The 17854-nt window shown below is 73.0% G+C and carries 19 protein-coding genes and 1 pseudogene; 15 read left to right on the forward strand and 5 right to left on the reverse strand.

Features of this window, described 5'->3' with window-relative positions; all coding sequences use genetic code 11:
* Positions 1–163 precede the first annotated feature (163 nt).
* Positions 164–1891, forward strand: a complete 1728-nt coding sequence (locus ACFVQG_RS09405) for a SpoIIE family protein phosphatase (protein ID WP_383378661.1) — start codon at positions 164–166, stop codon at positions 1889–1891.
* 190 nt (positions 1892–2081) lie between these two features.
* Positions 2082–2393: an NIPSNAP family protein gene (locus ACFVQG_RS09410; RefSeq protein WP_383378663.1), complete on the forward strand. Its 312-nt coding sequence runs from the start codon at positions 2082–2084 to the stop codon at positions 2391–2393.
* Here the strand turns inward: ACFVQG_RS09410 and ACFVQG_RS09415 are convergent.
* Positions 2390–3301 (reverse strand): LysR substrate-binding domain-containing protein, encoded by a 912-nt coding sequence (locus ACFVQG_RS09415; protein WP_383378666.1) that lies wholly within the window; start codon positions 3299–3301, stop codon positions 2390–2392. The genes ACFVQG_RS09410 and ACFVQG_RS09415 overlap by 4 nt on opposite strands.
* A gap of 79 nt (positions 3302–3380) precedes the next feature.
* Here ACFVQG_RS09415 and ACFVQG_RS09420 point away from each other — a divergent pair, with 79 nt between their 5' ends.
* A complete protein-coding gene (locus ACFVQG_RS09420) occupies positions 3381–4151 on the forward strand; it encodes a hypothetical protein (protein WP_383378669.1) in 771 nt (256 codons plus the stop codon).
* A 103-nt stretch (positions 4152–4254) separates the two neighbouring features.
* The gene (locus ACFVQG_RS09425) at positions 4255–4515 is read left to right on the forward strand and encodes a hypothetical protein (RefSeq protein ID WP_383379738.1); all 261 of its coding nucleotides are present in this window, start codon (positions 4255–4257) and stop codon (positions 4513–4515) included.
* 36 nt (positions 4516–4551) lie between these two features.
* On the opposite strand, the pseudogene ACFVQG_RS09430 reads toward ACFVQG_RS09425, so the two are convergent.
* Positions 4552–4785, reverse strand: a pseudogene (locus tag ACFVQG_RS09430) (DUF5994 family protein); the annotation flags it as partial.
* A gap of 253 nt (positions 4786–5038) precedes the next feature.
* On the opposite strand from ACFVQG_RS09430, the gene ACFVQG_RS09435 reads away from it, so the two are divergent.
* The 6 genes from ACFVQG_RS09435 (at position 5039) to ACFVQG_RS09460 (ending at position 10299) form a co-directional block, all read left to right on the forward strand.
* A complete protein-coding gene (locus tag ACFVQG_RS09435) occupies positions 5039–5383 on the forward strand; it encodes a hypothetical protein (RefSeq protein WP_383378671.1) in 345 nt (114 codons plus the stop codon).
* 242 nt (positions 5384–5625) lie between these two features.
* Positions 5626–6030: an ATP-binding protein gene (locus tag ACFVQG_RS09440; protein ID WP_383378673.1), complete on the forward strand. Its 405-nt coding sequence runs from the start codon at positions 5626–5628 to the stop codon at positions 6028–6030.
* 244 nt (positions 6031–6274) lie between these two features.
* A complete protein-coding gene (locus ACFVQG_RS09445) occupies positions 6275–6478 on the forward strand; it encodes a cold-shock protein (protein WP_030952702.1) in 204 nt (67 codons plus the stop codon).
* Between the two features lie 206 nt (positions 6479–6684).
* Positions 6685–8169, forward strand: coding sequence for a DEAD/DEAH box helicase (locus ACFVQG_RS09450; protein ID WP_383378676.1), 1485 nt, complete (start codon positions 6685–6687; stop codon positions 8167–8169).
* A 94-nt stretch (positions 8170–8263) separates the two neighbouring features.
* Complete coding sequence (locus tag ACFVQG_RS09455) at positions 8264–8587, forward strand: SCO5918 family protein (RefSeq protein ID WP_383378678.1); 324 nt, start codon at positions 8264–8266, stop codon at positions 8585–8587.
* A 164-nt stretch (positions 8588–8751) separates the two neighbouring features.
* Positions 8752–10299 carry a fused MFS/spermidine synthase gene (locus ACFVQG_RS09460; protein ID WP_383378680.1) on the forward strand — a complete coding sequence of 516 codons (1548 nt, stop codon included), beginning with the start codon at positions 8752–8754 and terminating at the stop codon, positions 10297–10299.
* Between the two features lie 4 nt (positions 10300–10303).
* Here ACFVQG_RS09460 and ACFVQG_RS09465 read toward each other — a convergent pair whose 3' ends face one another.
* Entirely contained in the window at positions 10304–10936 is a 633-nt protein-coding gene (locus ACFVQG_RS09465; protein WP_383378682.1) for a TetR/AcrR family transcriptional regulator, read from the reverse strand.
* 109 nt (positions 10937–11045) lie between these two features.
* On the opposite strand from ACFVQG_RS09465, the gene ACFVQG_RS09470 reads away from it, so the two are divergent.
* A complete protein-coding gene (locus tag ACFVQG_RS09470) occupies positions 11046–12446 on the forward strand; it encodes an MFS transporter (RefSeq protein WP_383378684.1) in 1401 nt (466 codons plus the stop codon).
* A 176-nt stretch (positions 12447–12622) separates the two neighbouring features.
* Positions 12623–12865, forward strand: coding sequence for a hypothetical protein (locus ACFVQG_RS09475; RefSeq protein ID WP_383378686.1), 243 nt, complete (start codon positions 12623–12625; stop codon positions 12863–12865).
* On the opposite strand, the gene ACFVQG_RS09480 is transcribed toward ACFVQG_RS09475, so the two are convergent.
* Positions 12859–13950, reverse strand: a complete 1092-nt coding sequence (locus ACFVQG_RS09480; protein ID WP_383378688.1) for an SPFH domain-containing protein — start codon at positions 13948–13950, stop codon at positions 12859–12861. The two genes, ACFVQG_RS09475 and ACFVQG_RS09480, sit on opposite strands and share 7 nt — an antisense overlap.
* Before the next feature lie 29 nt (positions 13951–13979).
* Positions 13980–14417, reverse strand: a complete 438-nt coding sequence (locus tag ACFVQG_RS09485) for an NfeD family protein (RefSeq protein ID WP_383378690.1) — start codon at positions 14415–14417, stop codon at positions 13980–13982.
* Positions 14418–14688: 271 nt separating this feature from the next.
* Here ACFVQG_RS09485 and ACFVQG_RS09490 point away from each other — a divergent pair, with 271 nt between their 5' ends.
* The 3 genes from ACFVQG_RS09490 to ACFVQG_RS09500 all read left to right on the forward strand — a co-directional run bounded on the left by ACFVQG_RS09490 (position 14689) and on the right by ACFVQG_RS09500 (position 17783).
* On the forward strand, positions 14689–15273 hold the full coding sequence (locus ACFVQG_RS09490) for a sigma-70 family RNA polymerase sigma factor (RefSeq protein ID WP_383378692.1): 585 nt from the start codon (positions 14689–14691) through the stop codon (positions 15271–15273).
* Complete coding sequence (locus ACFVQG_RS09495) at positions 15270–16025, forward strand: anti-sigma factor domain-containing protein (RefSeq protein WP_383378694.1); 756 nt, start codon at positions 15270–15272, stop codon at positions 16023–16025. The genes ACFVQG_RS09490 and ACFVQG_RS09495 overlap by 4 nt, the downstream gene beginning before the upstream one ends.
* 168 nt (positions 16026–16193) lie before the next feature.
* Positions 16194–17783, forward strand: a complete 1590-nt coding sequence (locus tag ACFVQG_RS09500) for a sulfite oxidase (RefSeq protein WP_383378697.1) — start codon at positions 16194–16196, stop codon at positions 17781–17783.
* Positions 17784–17854: the final 71 nt, after the last annotated feature.

The raw sequence follows: 17854 nt of genomic DNA on the forward strand, positions 1-17854 counted from the left end.
GCCGTCAGCGGCGACGCCTTCGTCGTCTGCGTGTAGCTGACCTCCATGCGTCCCACCAGCTCGGTGTGAGCACCCGCCACCCGCGCCGCGCCGGAGAAGCGTCGCCCTGCGAGCACGTCCCCTTCGGAGGACCATCGACGGGAAGATGGTCTCAGGAGGATCCGTGCCTGACGCGGTGGGTGATGACATGGGGCGCTGGTCGGCGGGCGGGCCGGGGTTCTGGCGGCAGGTCGTCGAGCGGCTCGGCACGGCGCTGGTCGTGTTGGACGCGGCGGGACGGGTCGTCGCCGCGAACCCGGCGGCCGAGCGGCTGCTGGGCCGTGGCACCGTCGCGATGCGCGGTGCTGACGCGCACGACCTGCTGCACCGGGACGCGGACGGCAACACGGTGCCGCGGGACCGGTGCCCACTGCTCCACGTGCTGGCCGAGGGGAAGGAGGCGCGCGGCGAGGAGGGGGCGTTTTTGCGGGGCGACGGTCGGCTGCTGGCGGTGTCCTGGTCCGCGTCTCCGCTGACGGTGGACGGCTCCGTGAGGGGGCTGGCGGTGCTGTTCACCGATGCCACCGCGGACCGCCTCGTCCACTGGGAACGAACGGCACGCACGCGTGCCCTGGAGGACCTCAACGAGCGGCTGTCCCTGGTCGCGGAGATCACGGGCGTGCTGGGGCAGACGCTGGAGACCGACGAGGCCCTGGCCCGTCTGGTACGCCTGCTGGTGCCCCGCCTCGGCGACTGGGCGGCGGTGGATCTCCGGACCGGTCCCGGGGAGGTCCACCGGGTGGCGGTGACCGGTCCCGACGGGCGGGACGCCGGGTTCGAGGGTCGACAGGCCTCCGTGCCGGGTGAGGCCGGTGAGGCGGGGGACTCCCCCCTGGACCGGGCGCTGATCGGTGGTGCGTCCGTTCTGGAGGAGCGGGTGACTGGCGTCGTGTCCACCGCCGGGGATTCCCCGCTCGCCGCTCTGCACAACGGCTTCCTGGGTGCCGTGGGCGCCAGTTCCGCCGTCACGGTGCCGCTCGGCGTCGAGGACCGGATCACCGGGGCGCTGACGGTGGTGCGCACCGACCCGGCACATCCCTTCGACCAGGGAGACCTGGAGGCGGTGGGGGACGTCGGCCGCCGGGTCGGCATGGTCGTCGACAACACCCGCCGCTACGGCCGTCAGCGCGCCGTCGCCGAGGCCATGCAGCGCAACCTGCTCGCCCCGCTGCCCCGGCCCGGCCGCCTCCGGCTGGCCGCCCGCTACCAGCCCGCACCGGCGGGCTCGCAGGTCGGCGGGGACTGGTACGACGCCTTCACCCTGAAGGACGGCGCGCTCGCCCTGGTCATCGGTGACGTCGTGGGCCACGACCTGACCGCGGCGGCGGGCATGGCCCAACTGCACGGCATCCTGCGCTCACTGGCCTGGGACCACACGGGCCCGCCCGGCGCCGTCGTCGACCGCCTCGACGCCGCCATGCCGGTCATCACCACCGTCCCGCTGGCCACCCTGATCCTCGCCCGCGTCGAGGGCGACCCGGACACGGGACCGTGGGCGCTGCACTGGACCAGTGCGGGTCACCCCCCTCCGCTGCTCCTCTCCCCGGACGGCACGGCGTGCTACCTGGAGGCGGGCCAAGGGCTGCTCCTCGGTACCGGTACGGCCACCGGCGTGGGCCGACCGGACGCCGTACGGCCCCTGGAACCCGGCTCCACCCTGCTGCTGTACACGGACGGGCTCGTGGAGACCCCGGGCAGCGACCTCGACACGGGCCTGGACCGGCTGCGTCGGCACGCCCTCACGCTCGCCCAGGAACCGCTGGACGCGCTGTGCGACCAGGTGCTCGACCACGTGCCGCCCGGCAGCACCGACGACGTGGCCCTGCTCGCCCTGCGCGTGCCACCGCCCTGAGACGACCGCAGAGAGCGCGACGCGTCACCCGTCGCCCCTCCGGCACCGGTGACCGAGGCCGAGACGCGCGGACCGCGGACCCGGTGACCAGCGCGTTGCCAGCCGCTCGGCTGCTGGCCGCGGCGGCGTCCGGGGCGGCGTGAAGGGTGCCCGCCCCGCGCACCGAACCGGCACACGGCATCATGCGCGTATGGTCACCATTCACCTGAAGTACGAGATCGACGCCGACAAGCTCGCGGACTTCGAGGAGTACGGTCGTCGCTGGGTCCGGCTCGTGAACCGTTTCGGTGGGACGCACCACGGCTACTTCCTGCCGAGTGAGGGTGACAGTGACATCGCGTACGCCCTCTTCTCCTTTCCCAGCCTGGCCGCGTACGAGCGGTACCGCACGGACAGCATGGCGGACCCGGAGTGCCAGGAGGCCTTCGCGCTGGCTCGGGAGACCCGCTGCGTCAAGCGCTACGAGCGCCGCTTTCTCCGGCCGCTCGACGGCCTTGCCTAGGCCGACGGGAGGCCCCCCGTGCGCCCGCTGCCCGCCGCCGCGCGCAACGCTTCGATGACAGCCGTGGTCGTCGGGTTGGCGGTCCCGGTCCGCCGCGTCGCGGCGAAGATCAGGCGCAGGATCGGGTGGTCTTCGATGGGTGCCGTGCCGATGCCGGGGGTGGCCGGGTCGATGGCTGTCCGGGGAACGAGCGCGGTGCCGAGGCCCGCCCGTGCGAGGGTGAGCTGGGCGGCGATGTCGGCGGTGAGGTAGCGCGCCGTGGGGGTGAAGCCGACCTGTTGGCAGGCGTGCAGGACGGCCTGCCCGCAGTCCGTGGCCGGCGGTGGCAGGACGAGGTCGTGCGTGGCCAGTTCCCGCAGGTTGACGGGGCGCGGGTCGGCCCCCGCCGTGACGACCAGCAGCGGATCGTCGAGCAGTGGCGTGACCTCGACGCCCCGGGGGGTGGCAGCGGGGAGGTGGTGGTACCGCTGGCCCAGCACCACATCGACGGCGCCGAGGGTGAGTTCCCGCAGTTGCGCCTGGTCGGTGACCAGACAGGTCACCGTGAGCCGCGGGTGGCGTGCGCCCAGGTCCTCCAGTGCGGGGGCGACGATCCGGGCGACCGTCGACGGCAACGCGGCGAGTGTGGCGGTGGCGCCGACCGTACCCCTGACCGCCGCGACCGCGGTCTCGGCCTCCTCCACGGCGGCGAGGATCCGCTCGGCGTGTCCGAGGAGTACGCGGCCCGCCTCCGTCAGCGCCACGGTACGTCCCTCGGGTCGCAGCAGATCGACTCCCACGTCACGCCGCAGCGCGGACAACTGCTGGGAGACGGCCCCCGCGGACAGTGCCAGCGACTGGGCCGCCGCGGCGATGGAGCCGCGGGCGGCGACGGTCTTGAGCAGGTGCAGACGGCGGACATCCAACATGACCCGATAGATTACCTAAAGCATGGGAGCAGAAATCATGGCCTTGACCTATTGAGTCGTGGTGGGCGACCTTCAGCGCATGGAGATCTTCGACTGCATCGCCGCGGTGGCCCGGCCCCTCCACGACTTCGGCGACGAGTTCATGTCCGACGAGACGACCGCCGCCGTGGGGCTGCGCGCCGGGTTCTCCCCGGGGCGCGGTTTCTACTGCCGGGGCCGGTTCGGCGTGCTCGGCGAGGCACCGGTGGCGGTGGTTCAGGCGGTACAGGGCTTCCTCGGGCCGGGCCTGGTCACCGCTGGATGGCTGGCGGGGCGGTCCGTGATGTCGGCGCAGGACGCCGCCGCCTGCTACGCGCGGGCCGTCCGGGCATGGGGGCGTGCCAACATTCCCGCCGGCGTCGACGTGGAGCACTTCAACCGCCTGGCACAGCGGTTGACTGACGCCGCCGACGCCGACGCCCTGCCCCTGTTCGCGGGCTGGCGCGCGCTGTCCTGTCCCGCCGACGATCCGGTCGGTGCCGCCATGCAGCGGGTCCACGTACTGCGGGAACACCGTGGCGCCTGCCATCTGGCGGCGGTGCGCCTGTCCGGGTTGACCGCCCGAGAGGCCATGGTCGTCAACCTCGGCGTCGAGCAGGCGAGCCACTACGGCTGGCCGGAGCCGCATCCCGTTGCCACCGGCCTCCTCCCCCGATGGAGGCGGGCCGAGCAGCGCACCGATGAGCTGCAGGCACCGCTCTACGCCACCCTGTCCGACCGGGAACGGGGCGAGTTCGCCCAGCTCGTGCGCTCGTTGACCGGGTTCCCGGGAGGGCCGCAGGACTCGGCTGAGCGTGCCGCGGCATCCTGACCGGTGCCCTTGGACGAGGGCGGCGGCTGTCGGGTGCGGGGCCGCAGAGGCACGGCCGAGTACAGTGATCGGCGCTCTGGTCCCGTCGCACATCGAGGTCGCCATGGAGTCCCCCGACATCCCGTCGCACGGCTACGCCGAGGTCCATGTCACCGCCTCGTCGCCCGAGGTCGCACGGCGGGTGGCGGAGGTCCTGCGGCACTGCTTCGCCACGACCGAGCAGCGCAGCTATCCCGCCGGTGCCGAGGGTGGGACCCGCCTGGAACTCACCGTGGACACCACGCGCGCGGCGGAACCGGCCCGCTCCTGGCTGGAGTCCAGCCGCTGGACCGGCCACGCCGACCGGGAGCCCGGACGGGACTGAGCACGGGCACCGCTTGTCGCCATGACGGGCGCTTCCGGCGGTGGCGTCGAGGCCGACGCGGGTGACCGGCCCGAAGTGCTCGGTCAGTGCGGTGACCAGGGCCGGGAGTTCAGCGGCGATGTCACGGGACCGCGGCCACCACGCCCCGTCCAGCACACCCTGCCGGTCGCGTGTCGTCTCCAGCCGCACCACGGCCGTCCCGGGCTTCACCGCCGGGTGCAAGGCGCCCGGCGGGAGCCTGGTCACACGCGGGGAGACGGAGTCGGACATCACACGCACCTGTCTGCCGACGAAACCCACGGAGTGGTTTCCCGTCTCACGCTACTCCGCGGCTCGTCGCGGCCGTGGGGCCCGCGGTCAGGACGCACCCTCACCGCGTTGACACGGATCGTCGCCGGACGTTGACTGACAGAACGGCGCAGGGCCGTGAAGGGCAGGACCGGGAAGCCCGAAGCACCGTCGAGAAGGCGAAGGGCGCCTTCGGACGGTGACCCCCATCGCAAGGGAAACGGTACATACGACGATGTACGACCAGACACGCGCCCAGCAACCCGCCGACCGGTCCGCGGGCCTCGCCGGGCGCCGCGCCCAGGGCCCGGAACCACTGCTCCCCGCTGACGAGCGGGACGAGATCGCCCGGCACCTCGGACACGCCGTGAACACCTTCGCGGACTCCCCGCACGAGGCGCTGGAGGAGGCCGAGAGCGCGTTGGACGAGGCCACCGACGCGTTGGTGAGGGCCCTCACGGAACGGCGGCGCGTCCTGCGCGCGTCCTGGCAGGACCAGGACCCCGAGGCGCAGTCCGCCGAACTCCGCCTCGCGCTGCGGGAGTACCGGGAGATCACCGCGCGGCTGCTGCGCGCCTGAGCGACCCCGGGTACGCCGGTGCGGTCGCCCTCCGACGGCCGCCACCGGTCGTCCGCTTCCCGACGGCGGCCGTACGAGGCTCCCCCGCCGTGCCGACGCGACGCCCGGACCGCCGATTCCGGTTGGCGACCGTCCACACCGGGCACAAGCTGTGGGCAGGCCCGGCCGGGCGGACGTAGCGCGGCCCGGCAAGCGGCCACGGCCACGGGGGCCGGTGGCCCAGGAGGGGAAAGTGATGCGCCATGCGTACGCATCGGCGTGCCGCGCAAGTCGAGTACCTGCTGCCGGACAGACCCGAGTCGGCGGGGAGGGCGAGAAGGCTGACCGTGCGGTTCCTGACCGGGGCCGATCGCCGGACCGCGGTGCTCGACGCCGAGCACATCGGTGACGTGACCCTCATCGTCTCCGAGCTGGTGACCAACGCCACGCGCAACGGCGGACGTTGCCGACTGCGGCTGCGCGTGTCCGACACCCAGGTGACCATCGAGGTCTACGACGGCAGCCCCGGCCGACCCGGTGTGCGCCCGCTGACGACCTGGCGGGAGAGCGGGCGGGGCCTCGCCATGGTGCGGTGCCTGGCCCACCGCTTCGACATCGACCGCATCGCCGGGGGCGGCAACAGGGTGCGTGCGGTGCTGGCCCTCTGACCGGCCGGGCGAAGAATATCTGTCACTTCGACGGCAGAATTTGGCATGCCGTACCGGGAATATTTCCCCGGTCACCCTCGGAGCGCGATTATTCGCGACGCACCACCGAGTTGGCCGTGTTACTGTCGAACCAGGTTGCAGTTGTGGTTGCCAGAAGGTTGATTTTTCCGACGGGCAGATAATCACGGCTACACGGAGTACGCACAGGGCGAACTCCGGACACCGTCCCCGAAGGAGAAAAAACATGGCTACCGGCACCGTGAAGTGGTTCAACGCCGAAAAGGGCTTCGGTTTCATCGCGCAGGACGGCGGCGGCGCCGACGTCTTCGCCCACTACTCGAACATCGCCACCCAGGGCTTCCGTGAGCTTCAGGAAGGCCAGAAGGTGTCGTTCGACATCGCCCAGGGCCAGAAGGGCCCGACCGCCGAGAACATCGTTCCGGCCTGATCTCGGCACCGACGCATACTTCGCAGCTGGGGCCCGCACCTTGGGGTGCGGGCCCCAGCTCGCTGCATTTCCAGAGTGATTCACCCCAGAGTGATTCACCTCTGTCGTCTTCGCCTGTCGTCTCCGGCTCGTTCTCGCGATTCTCTGCGCCGTTCACCGTGCTGCGGGAGTTCCTTGATACGCGCCCGCATCGAGGAAGGTCCCCCATGACCCAAGCACGAGTTTCACGCGCTCAACGCCCCCAGCGAGCCGCACGCGCGACCCGCCCCTACGACCGTTCCGAGGGCTCTGCCGCGCCCCGCTCGGGCGCTCCGCGCCGCCGCAAGGGCGGCGGAGGTCAGCAGCCCCTGGCCCGCGGCGAGTTCGCGCTCCCGAAGACGGTCGTGCCCGCGCTGCCCGCCGTCGAGTCGTTCGCCGAACTCGCCCTTCCGGCACCGCTGCTGGCCGCACTCGGCCACGAGGGCGTGACCGTGCCGTTCCCGATCCAGGCGGCGACCCTGCCGAACTCCCTGGCGGGCCGTGACGTACTCGGCCGTGGCCGCACCGGTTCGGGCAAGACCCTCGCCTTCGGGCTCCCGCTGCTGGCCCGTACGGCGGGACGGCGCGCCGAGCCCCGGCAGCCGCTGGCCCTCGTCCTGGTGCCCACCCGCGAACTCGCCCAGCAGGTCACCGACGCGCTCACCCCGTACGCCCGCGCCGTACGGCTGCGGCTGACCACCGTCGTCGGCGGCATGTCGATCGGCAGGCAGGCGAACGCGCTGCGGGCCGGGGCGGAGGTCGTCGTCGCGACACCCGGACGGCTCAAGGACCTCGTCGACCGGGGCGACTGCCAGCTGGGCCAGGTCGCCGTCACCGTCCTGGACGAGGCGGACCAGATGACCGACATGGGGTTCATGCCCCAGGTCACCACGCTGCTCGACCAGGTGCGTCCGGGGGGTCAGCGGATGCTCTTCTCGGCGACGCTGGACCGGAACGTCGATCTGCTGGTCCGCCGCTACCTGACCGACCCGGTGGCCCACTCCGTGGACCCGTCGGCGGGTGCCGTCACCACGATGGAGCACCACGTCCTCCATGTGCACGAGGCGGACAAGCACCGTACGACCACCGAGATCGCGGCCCGGGACGGGCGCGTGATCATGTTCCTGGACACCAAGCACGCGGTGGACCGGCTGACCCGGCACCTCCTCGGCAGCGGCGTCCGCGCCGCCGCCCTGCACGGCGGCAGGTCCCAGCCGCAGCGCACCCGCACCCTCGACCAGTTCAAGAACGGGCAGGTGACCGTGCTGGTGGCGACCAACGTCGCGGCGCGCGGCATCCACGTCGAGGGCCTCGACCTGGTGGTCAACGTGGATCCGCCCGGCGACCACAAGGACTACCTGCACCGCGGCGGCCGTACGGCGCGCGCCGGGGAGTCCGGCAGCGTCGTCACGCTGGTGACGCCGGACCAGCGCCGCGACATGAGCCGGTTGATGGCCGCGGCCGGCATCACCCCGACGATCACCGCGGTGCGCTCGGGAGAGGCGGAACTCAGCCGCATCACCGGCGCCCGGACCCCGTCCGGCGTCCCGGTCGTCATCACCGCACCGACCCCGGCTCCCGTCCGCCGCACCGGCGCCGCCGGTTCCGCTTCGGGCCGGGGCCGCCGGGGCCGCACCTCACGGGGTGCTTCCGCGGCCAGGCGCCGCGGGTGACGTGTGCTCAGGGCCCGCTCCTCGCCCCTCACACCCCAGTCACCGAACTGCCAGTCCCCTCCCCTTCCCCCTCCCCTCTCCCCTGTGAGGCACCATGCGCTGTGTCATCGCCCGGTACCCGTTCGAACTGACCAAGCCCGGAGTGCTGGCCTCGATGGCGGGCATCAAGCCCGAACTCGTCACCGGCGCCTCCGTGACCATCGGCCGCCGCCGCTATCCCGTGATGCAGGTCGGTGAGGTCCTCACCCGGCAGGACCGCCGCGACTTCAACGGCGGCGAGGTCACCCGGGCCATGGCCCGCCTCGGCTTCACCTGCCACGCCCGCCCCGAGGCCCCGCCGCTCCTGGACGCGACTCCCCGCAGCCCTCTCCAGGCGGCGTCGGAAGCGCTCGGGAGCCCGGACTCGCAGCGCACCTGACGGCGCGCGGACTCGACGGCCGCCGCCGAAGGCGCCCGGTGCCGACCATGCGGCGCGGCCGGTTCGCTCGTCGGCATCCCCGTAGGGGTGACGTCTGGTGCGCGTACCGGGCAGTTCGTCGCCTCGGCGACGACTCACCTCCACCCGACAAGCCGCGTGCGAGGATGTCGCCCGTGACCGGATCGTCTTCCTCGGCTGTCGCGGAGGGTGCGCCTGGCAGTCACGGCCTGGGACCCCGTACCGCTGTCGTGCTCGTGTTCGGGTCGTCGGCCGCGGTGCTGGTGGTCGAGATCGTCGCCTTGCGGTTGCTGGCTCCCTATCTCGGTCTCACCCTCGAGACCAGCACCATGGTGATCGGCATCGCCCTCACCGCGATCGCCGTCGGCTCGTGGATGGGCGGGCGGATCGCCGACCAGGTCGATCCGCGGCGGCTGTTGGGGCCCGCGCTCGGGGTGTCGGGGGCGATCGTGGCGCTCACCCCCGCCGTGCTGCGCTCCACGGCGGAGTGGGCGCCGGTGGCGCTCCTCCTCATCGCGTCGCTGACCATCCTCGTGCCGGGAGCGCTGCTTTCCGCGGTGACGCCGATCGTGACGAAGCTACGGCTCACCAGCCTCGCGGAGACCGGGACGGTCGTCGGGCGGCTGTCCGGTGTCGGGACCGTGGGCGCGATCGTGGGCACCGTCCTCACCGGCTTCGTGCTGGTGTCGCGGCTGCCGGTCAGCGGCATACTGATCGGCCTCGGAACACTGCTGGTGCTCGGCTCGGCGCTGGTCGGGTGGCGGCGGCGCGGGTGGAGCGGTACGCCCGCTCTGACCCTCGTGGTCGTCGCCGGTGGCCTTGCCACCAGCGTCGCGCCCGGCGGCTGCGACACGGAGACCAAGTACCACTGCGTACGGGTCGTGGCCGACCCCGACCGGGCCAGCGGTCGCACCCTCGTGCTGGACGGCCTGCGGCACTCCTACGTCGACATCGACGACCCGACGTTCCTGGAGTTCGAGTACGTCCGCGCCATCGCGTCGGTGGTCGACGCCGCGTTCCCCGAGGACGAGCCCCTCTCGGCCTACCACGTGGGCGGCGGCGGGCTCACCTTCCCCCGTTACCTCGCGGCCACGCGGCCCGGGACGCGCAGCCTCGTGTCCGAGATCGACGACGGCGTCGTGCGCGTCAACCGCGAGCGGCTCGGCCTGGGTTCACAGGCCGGGATCGACGTACGCGTCGAGGACGGCAGACTCGGCCTCCGGCGCCTGGACGCCGACAGCCGTGACCTCGTCGTCGGCGACGCCTTCGGGGGCGTCAGCGTGCCGTGGCACCTCACGACGGTGGAGGCGCTGACCGACATACGGCGGGTGCTCCACGACGGCGGCCTGTACGTCGCCAACCTCATCGACCACGGCGACCTGGCCTTCGCCCGCGCCGAAGTGGCCACCCTCACCGAGACCTTCGCGCACGTCGCCCTCATCGGCGAGCCCACCGACATCGGCCTCGACCCGACCGCCACCCCCGTGGGCGGCAACCTGGTGGTGGTCGCCTCGGACCGGCCCGTCGACCTGCGCGCGACCCAGGCGGCCCTGGGCACCCGGCGAACCGGCTGGGGGATCACCACCGGCGACGACCTCGTCTCCTGGATCGACGGCGCGCGACCGCTCACCGACGACTACGCGCCCGTCGACCAGCTCCTCCAGCCCTCCAGCCCGGACAGCAGCGGAGAGTAGCGCCTCAGGCTCCCCCGCCGGTCTCCGGTACCGGCACACCCGGCGGCGTGAAAGCCGCGAGCACCGTCGCCGTGATGTGGTGCGCGGCGTGGTCGGAGGTGAGGCGGCCCGCTCGGATTTCCTCCGCCGCGCTGTGCATGACCGCGTGCAGGACGTTGACCATCCAGGGGATCGGCAGGTCGGTGCGGAAGGCTCCCTCGGCACGGCCGCGGGCGAGGAGGGTCTCGACGCGGGCGGCGGGGGCGGCGTGGAGGTCGCGGACGCGGCCGGGGGACAGTTCGCGCTGGGCGGCGGTGAGGAGTGCGCGGGCCTGGTCCACCAGGGGCCAGCCCGACTCGATGTAGCGGGCCAGGGCGAGTCGGGGGTCGCCGGTCAGGTCGACCGTGTCCAGGACCTCGTCGCCCTGGTCGAGGGCGCGGCTCAGCGCGGCGTCGACGACCTCCGCCCGGGAGGTGAAGTGCGCGTAGAGCGTCACTCGGCCCACACCCGCGGCCCGCGCGATCTCGGTGAGGCTCGCCTCCGGGTTGCGCCCCAGGCATTCGGCCGCCGCCCTCACGATCGCCTCGATGCTGCGCAGGGCGTCGGCGCGCTTGGTGGCGGGGGAGTTCCTCGTGGCCGTGGGGTTCTCGGTGCCCATGCGCCCACCGTACCGCAGCAAGTCGTACAGGACTGTTTGCCTTATACCCCCGGGGCGTATTAACTTGAACAGTGCTGTACGACTTGATGGGCGATGAGGAGTGAGCGTCATGAGCGATACGGAGACCGCTGCCACACGCGCGCCGGATGCACCGCATCCGCTGCGCTGGTCGGCCCTGGGGCTGCTGGGGCTGGCCCAGTTGATGCTGATCCTGGACATCACCGTCGTCGCGATCGCCCTGCCCGACATGGGCTCCGAGCTGGGGCTGGGGCGCGCGGCGCTGACCTGGGTCGTCAGCGGCTACGCCCTCACGTTCGGGAGTCTGATGCTGCTCGGCGGCCGGGCAGCTGACCTGTTCGGGCCCAAGCGGGTGGTGCTGGCGGGGCTCGCCCTGTTCACCGTCGCGTCGCTGGCCGCCGGGCTCGCCACGGGCGCCCCGCTGCTGCTCGCCGCGCGCATCGCCCAGGGGGCGGGGGCCGCGATGCTCTCGCCCGCCGCGCTGTCCGTGGTGGTGCGGCTGTTCGACGGTGACGAGCGCAACCGCGCGCTGGGGATCTGGTCGGCGCTTGGTGGCGGGGGCGCCGCCCTCGGTGTGCTGCTGGGCGGGCTGATCACGGCGGGGCCGGGCTGGGCCTGGGTCTTCTTCGTCAACGTCCCCGTCGGGCTCGTCGTCCTCGTCTCGCTCGCGCGGATCCTGCCCCGCCTGCCCCGCGCGGCCACCGGCTCCCTCGACCTGCCCGGCGCGGTCCTCGTCGCCGCCGCGACCGGCGCCCTCATCTACGCCCTGATCCGGGCCGGTGATCACGGCTGGCTCAGTGGCCTCACCGTCCTCCTGGTCGTCGCCGCCGTAGTCGGCTACGCCGTCTTCGCCCTCTGGCAACGGCGGGCCGCGGCACCGCTGATGGATCTGCGGCTGCTCGGTCGGCGGCCGGTGGTCGCGGGCACCTTCGTGATCGCCGTCGCCACCGCGCTGATGGTCGGGGTCTTCTTCCTCGGCTCCTTCTACCTCCAGAACCTCCAGGGGCACGGTGCCCTGACGACTGGTGTGCTGTTCCTGCCGGTGGCGCTGCTGACCATGGCCGCCGCCGCCAGCGCCGGGCGGGTGATCGGGCGGCTGGGGGCACGGCTGCTGGGCGTGGCCGCCCTGGCCGTCGCGGCCCTCGGGTTCCTCGTACCGGTGCTCTGGTCCGGAACCGCCGCGATGGTCACCGGGGTGAGCGTCGCCGCGGCGGGACTCGGTGCCCTGTTCGTCGTCGCCTCCGCCACCGCGCTCGCCAGCGTCGCTCCCCAGGAGGCCGGGGTGACCTCGGGCATCGTCAGCACCTTCCACGAGTTCGGCGCCTCGGCCGGAGCCGCGGCCGTCTCCAGCGCCGCCGCCACGAGCATCGCCGCCCGCACCGGTGCGGGTAACGCCTCCGGCTTCGACGACGCCTTCCTCGTCGCCACGGGCATGGCCGCGGTCTCCGCCGTCATCGTCCTGCGGCTGATTCCGGCCAGGCGGGCCCCGTGACGTCCTGCTCAGGTCATCTCGGGTCCCAGGCCCCGGCCGTGCACACGGCCGGGGCCTGGAACCCCCTGGGCAAAGAGGCCACCGGAGTGTCCCCACGGCAGTGTCGGGCGGCCGACCGGTCGGCGTTCAGCCATGCTGCACAGGGGGGCGCCCCTTCTCCCGAAATGGAGCACCGTATGCCCACGGACCCGGTCAACCGCTTCCTCGCCTCCCTGGCCCCGGAACAGCGCGAGGCCATCGGCGCCAAGCCACGCCAGCAGCAGGAGCGCCTCGCGGCGGCCTGGGAGCGGGAACTGGAAGCGGACGACGAACTCGACACCCTCGACGAACTGTCTCCCCCGGCAGCGGAGGCCGAGGCGGCCCGCCGCGTCCTGAGCCGCGAGACCGACCAGGACCAGGCCCCGGGGGACGCTCAGTGATCGGACGTCCGACTCCGGTGCGGCACCTGCGGTGACTTCGCCGCCTCCGCCTCCGCCTTGGCGTCGCTGACCGCGGCGGCGGCCTGTTTCTCCGCCTCGTTGGTGGCGGTGGCGGCGTCGAGGGAGGGGAGGGGGGCCGTGCCGAGTTGGGGGGTCCGGGACTGGTCCGGGGTGGTGGTGGTCGTCTCTTGCGGGGGTGTGGGCCCGGCTGCCGTCGACTGGTCGCCGAAGGCGCTGGTGACCGTGCGGATCGCCTCGGTCAGCTCGCCCGGGATCACCCAGAAGGTGTTGTTGTCGCTGCCCGCGAGGTGGGGGAGCGTCTCCAGGTACTTGTAGGCGAGGATCTTCGCGTCGGCGTTGTTGCGGTGGACGGCCTGGAAGACCAGCTCCACCGCCTTGGCCTCGCCGTCCGCCCGCAGGATCATGGCCTGTTGGGTGCCCTGGGCCTCCAGGATGTCCTTCTGCTTGGTGCCCTCCGCGGTGAGGATCTTGGCCTGGCGCTCGCCCTCGGCGTGCAGGATGGCCGCGCGCTTGTCCCGCTCGGCCCGCATCTGCTTCTCCATCGCCTCCTTGATGGTGTGCGGTGGGTCGATGGCCTTGATCTCGACGCGGTTGACGCGGATGCCCCACTTGCCGGTGGCGTCGTCGAGGACGGCGCGCAGGCGGGAGTTGATTTCCTCGCGGGAGGTGAGGGTCTCCTCCAGGTCCATGCTGCCGATGACGTTGCGGAGCGTGGTCACGGTGAGCTGGTCGATCGCCTGGAGGTAGTCGGCGACCTCGTAGGCCGCCGCCCGCGGGTCGGTGATCTGGTAGTAGAGCACCGTGTCGATGTTCACCACCAGGTTGTCCTCGGTGATCACCGGCCTGGGGTCGGACGAATAGACCTGCTCGCGCACGTCGAGCTTGGTGTTGATGCGGTCGGCGACCGGCAGGACCAGGTTCAGGCCGGGCTGCAGGGTCCGGCGGTAGCGGCCGAAGCGCTCGATGTTGTAGCGGCGCGCCTGCGGCACGATCCGCACGGTGGAGGCGACGACGAAGACGACCACCAGGGCCGCGACGAGAATGAGGATGACAACCGGGTCCACAGCGCCTCCGTTGCTCTGCGTTCAGCCGTTCACGGAAGGAGTTCTCGGGGGTAGACGATGGCCGTCGCGCCCTCGATCTCCATGACGTCCACCAGCGCGCCCACCGGGATCACCAGGGTCTCGTCGAGGGCGCGGGCCGACCACTCCTCGCCGGAGAGTCTGATCAGGCCGCGGGTGGCGGTGACCTCCTGCATGACCTCGGCCCGCTTGCCGATCAGCGCGTCGCTGCCGTCGCGCACGAGGGGTTGCTGTTCCATCTGGCGCAGGGCGACGGGACGGAGGATGACGATCCCCGCCACTGCCGCCAGCCCGAGCGCCACCAGCTGCCCCAGGAGGCCGACGCCGACGCCGGCGACCACGGCGGCCACCAGCGCGGCGCCCGCCAGCAGCCCGAAGACCAGGGTCAGGGTGAAGAACTCCGCGGCACCCAGCGCCGCGGCGGCGAGCAGCCATACGAACCACGGCATCGGACCACCCTCCTTCAGGGGCCTTCCCACCAAGCTACCCCCCGCCACGCCGCGCAGACAGACGCGGCAACGGGGCTTCTCGATCGATGTCCCGGCGCGGGACCCGGCCCAGGCCTCGACCGCGGGCCCGCACCGGCCCGGTAGGCTCCGCCGCTCCGGAGGCGCTCGGCGCCTCGGTGACGGCCCGCGAGTCCGGTGCCGCGCGGACCAATCCGCGCCCGCCGCTGGCTCGGATTACCTCCGGAGCAGATACGACCGCGGAGGCCGCCCTGTGAAACAAGCCGTGCACATCGGCAGAAACCCCTCGTCGGAGCCGGACCTCGAAGAACTGGTCGGGCGCGTGGCACTGGGCGACGAGGAGGCGTTCGCCGCCGTCTACGACCTCGTGGCCGGGCCCGTCCTGGGGGTGGCGCGGGCCGTGCTGCGGGACCGGGCGCAGTCGGAGGAGGTCGCCCAGGAGGTGCTGGTGGAGCTGTGGCGCACCGCTCCCCGCTACCGGGCGGACCGCGGGACGGCCATCAACTGGGTGCTGACGCTGGCGCACCGTCGCGCGGTGGACCGGGTGCGGTCGGTGGAGGCCGCGGCGGCCCGTGACCACAAGGCCGCCCTGCTGGACCGTACGCCCGAGTTCGACGAGGTGACGGAGCAGGTGGAGGCCCGGCTGGAACGGGAACAGGTACGGCGCTGTCTGCGCACCCTGACCGAGGTGCAGCGGCAGGCCGTCACCCTCGCCTACTACCGCGGGCTCACCTACCGCCAGGTGGCGGAGGCGCTGACCCTGCCCCTGGGCACCGTGAAGACCCGCCTGCGGGACGGCCTCATCCGGCTGCGCGACTGCCTGGGGGTGACCGCGTGACCACCACCGACCCGCACCACCTGACGGGTGCCTACGTCCTGCACGCACTGCCCGACGACGAGAGCGACGCCTTCGAGCGGCACCTCGCGTCCTGCGAGCCGTGCGCGCGGGAGACCACGGAACTGTCCGCCACCACGGCCCGGCTGGGGCTCGCCGCCACCGTGTCGCCACCGGCCGCCATGCGCGAACGGGTGCTGCGCCGGATCACCACCGTCCGGCAGCAGTCGCCGGGCGGGCCGGAGCCGGTCCACGGGGTCCGGTACCGGCCGCGCGGCCGTGCGCTGTCCCGGTGGGCGCTGGCCGCCTGCCTCGCGGGGGCCGCCGCACTCGGCGGGACGACCGCGGTGTGGCAGTACCAGCGGGCCGAGGACGCCTCCCGCGCGGCCCGGCAGGCCGAGCGCGCCACGGACGCGATCGCCGCGGTGCTGGCCGCGCCGGACGCCAGGACGCGCGCCGCGACGCTGGGCGACGGCTCCACCGGCACGGTCGTCGTCTCCCGGGACCGGGACCGGGCCGTCTTCGTCGTCTCCGGGATGGACCGGCCGCCCCGCGGCCAGGTGTACCAGCTGTGGTTCGACGACGGCGGCACCATGCGCTCCGCCGGTCTGCTCGACCCGGGCCGGACCGACCAGGCCGTCCTGATGCGCGGCGCCGTCGACGGGGCCGCGGGCATGGGGATCACCGTCGAACCGGCTGGCGGCTCCGCGCGGCCCACCTCCGCACCGCTGGCGCGGATGCCCCTGCCGACCTGACCGGACCGGACGGCCCGTCGGCCATCCGTAGCCAAGAGAACCCGCAGCCAAGAGAATCCGCAGCCGAAAGAATCCGTAGCCGAGCGCGCCGCGGATTGGTCCCGGAAAAGATTTCATCCGATCCGGCGTCCGACCAATCCGCCAGCCGCCCGGGGCCGGATTCCCCACGTGACCGACGACAAGAACGAAGCGCGCGCATTCCGCGACCCGGCCCGGCTGGTGGCCGGTGCGGTCAGCGGGCTCGTCGCGGCGCTCGCCGCGCTCGCCGCGTCCGAGCTGGTGGCGACGGCCGTACGACCGCAGGCGGGACCCGTCATCGCGGTGGGGGGCGCGGCGATCGACCGCACCCCCGCCCCGGTGAAGGACTGGGCGATCCGCAATTTCGGCACCAATGACAAACTCCTCCTCCAGGCCGGAATTCTGGTCGTCCTGGCCCTTTTCGCGATCGTCCTGGGAATCGTCGCCCTGCGATTCCGGCGCACCGGCGCCGCCGGGGTTCTGGCCTTCGGTGTGATCGGGGCGACCGCGGCCCTCGGCCGCCCCGACTCGGACGGCCTCCTTGACGCCCTGCCCTCCCAGGCGGGCGCCCTCGTCGGTGCCGTCCTGCTGTACGTCCTCGCGGGCCGTCCGGCGTCCGGCACGGCCGCGCCTGCGGAGGCCGTCGACGGGTGGGACCGGCGCGGCTTCGTGATCGTGGCGTCCGGCGTCGTGGCGGCGTCCGTCGGGGCGGGCGTGCTGGCCCGGTTCCTGAACGGCTCGCGCGGGCGGGACGCGGTCGCCTCCCGCAACCGGCTCGCCCTCCCGGCGCCTGCCTCGTCCGCCCCGCCCGTGCCCAGGGGCGCGCAGGCGCGGGTGCCGGGCGTCAGCCCCTTCTTCACCCCCAACACGTCCTTCTACCGGGTCGACACCGCCCTGGTCGTACCGAAGATCGACGCCGCCTCCTGGCGGTTGCGCATCCACGGCCAGGGCGTCCGGCGCCCGCTGACGCTCACCTTCGACGACCTGGTCCGGCGCGCACCGGTCGAGCGGGACATCACGCTGACCTGCGTGTCCAACGAGGTCGGCGGCCCTTACGTGGGCACCGCCCGCTGGATCGGCGTACGGCTGGCCGAGCTGCTGGACGAGTGCGGGGTCGTACCGCCGTCGAGGGGCGGCCCCGCCGACCAGCTGGTGGCGCGCTCGGTCGACGGGATGACCCTCGGCAGCCCCGTCGAGGACGTCATGGACGGCCGCGACGCGCTCCTCGCCTTCGGCATGAACGGCGAGCCGCTGCCCTTCGAGCACGGCTTCCCCGTCCGCATGATCGTGCCCGGTCTCTACGGGTTCGTCTCCGCCTGCAAGTGGATCGAGGAGATCGAGCTGACCACGTTCGACTCCTACGACCCCTACTGGGTGGAACGCGGCTGGGCGCGGCGCGCACCGGTGAAGACCCAGTCGCGCATCGACACGCCCAAGCCGTTCGCGCGCCCCGGGGCCGGGACCGTCATGGTCGCCGGGGTCGCCTGGGCCCAGCACCGCGGCATCGACAAGGTCGAGGTCCGCGTGGACGACGGCCCCTGGCGGACCGCCGATCTCGCGGCGGAGGACAGCCGTGACACCTGGCGCCAGTGGTCCCTCCCCTGGGAGGCCACCAAGGGCGGCCACACCCTGACCGTGCGCGCCACCGACCGCACCGGCCGGGTGCAGACCGAGGAACGCGCCCGGACCGTCCCCGACGGCGCCAGCGGATGGCACTCCGTGGTCGTGACCGTCGACTGACCCCCGTACCAACTGCCCCTTTCCACATGTCAGCAGTTCACATCACGGCAGCTCCGGCTGCCCTCACCCCA

Origin of the sequence: Streptomyces sp. NPDC057877 (assembly GCF_042796855.1) — a bacterium.
GTDB lineage: Bacteria > Actinomycetota > Actinomycetes > Streptomycetales > Streptomycetaceae > Streptomyces.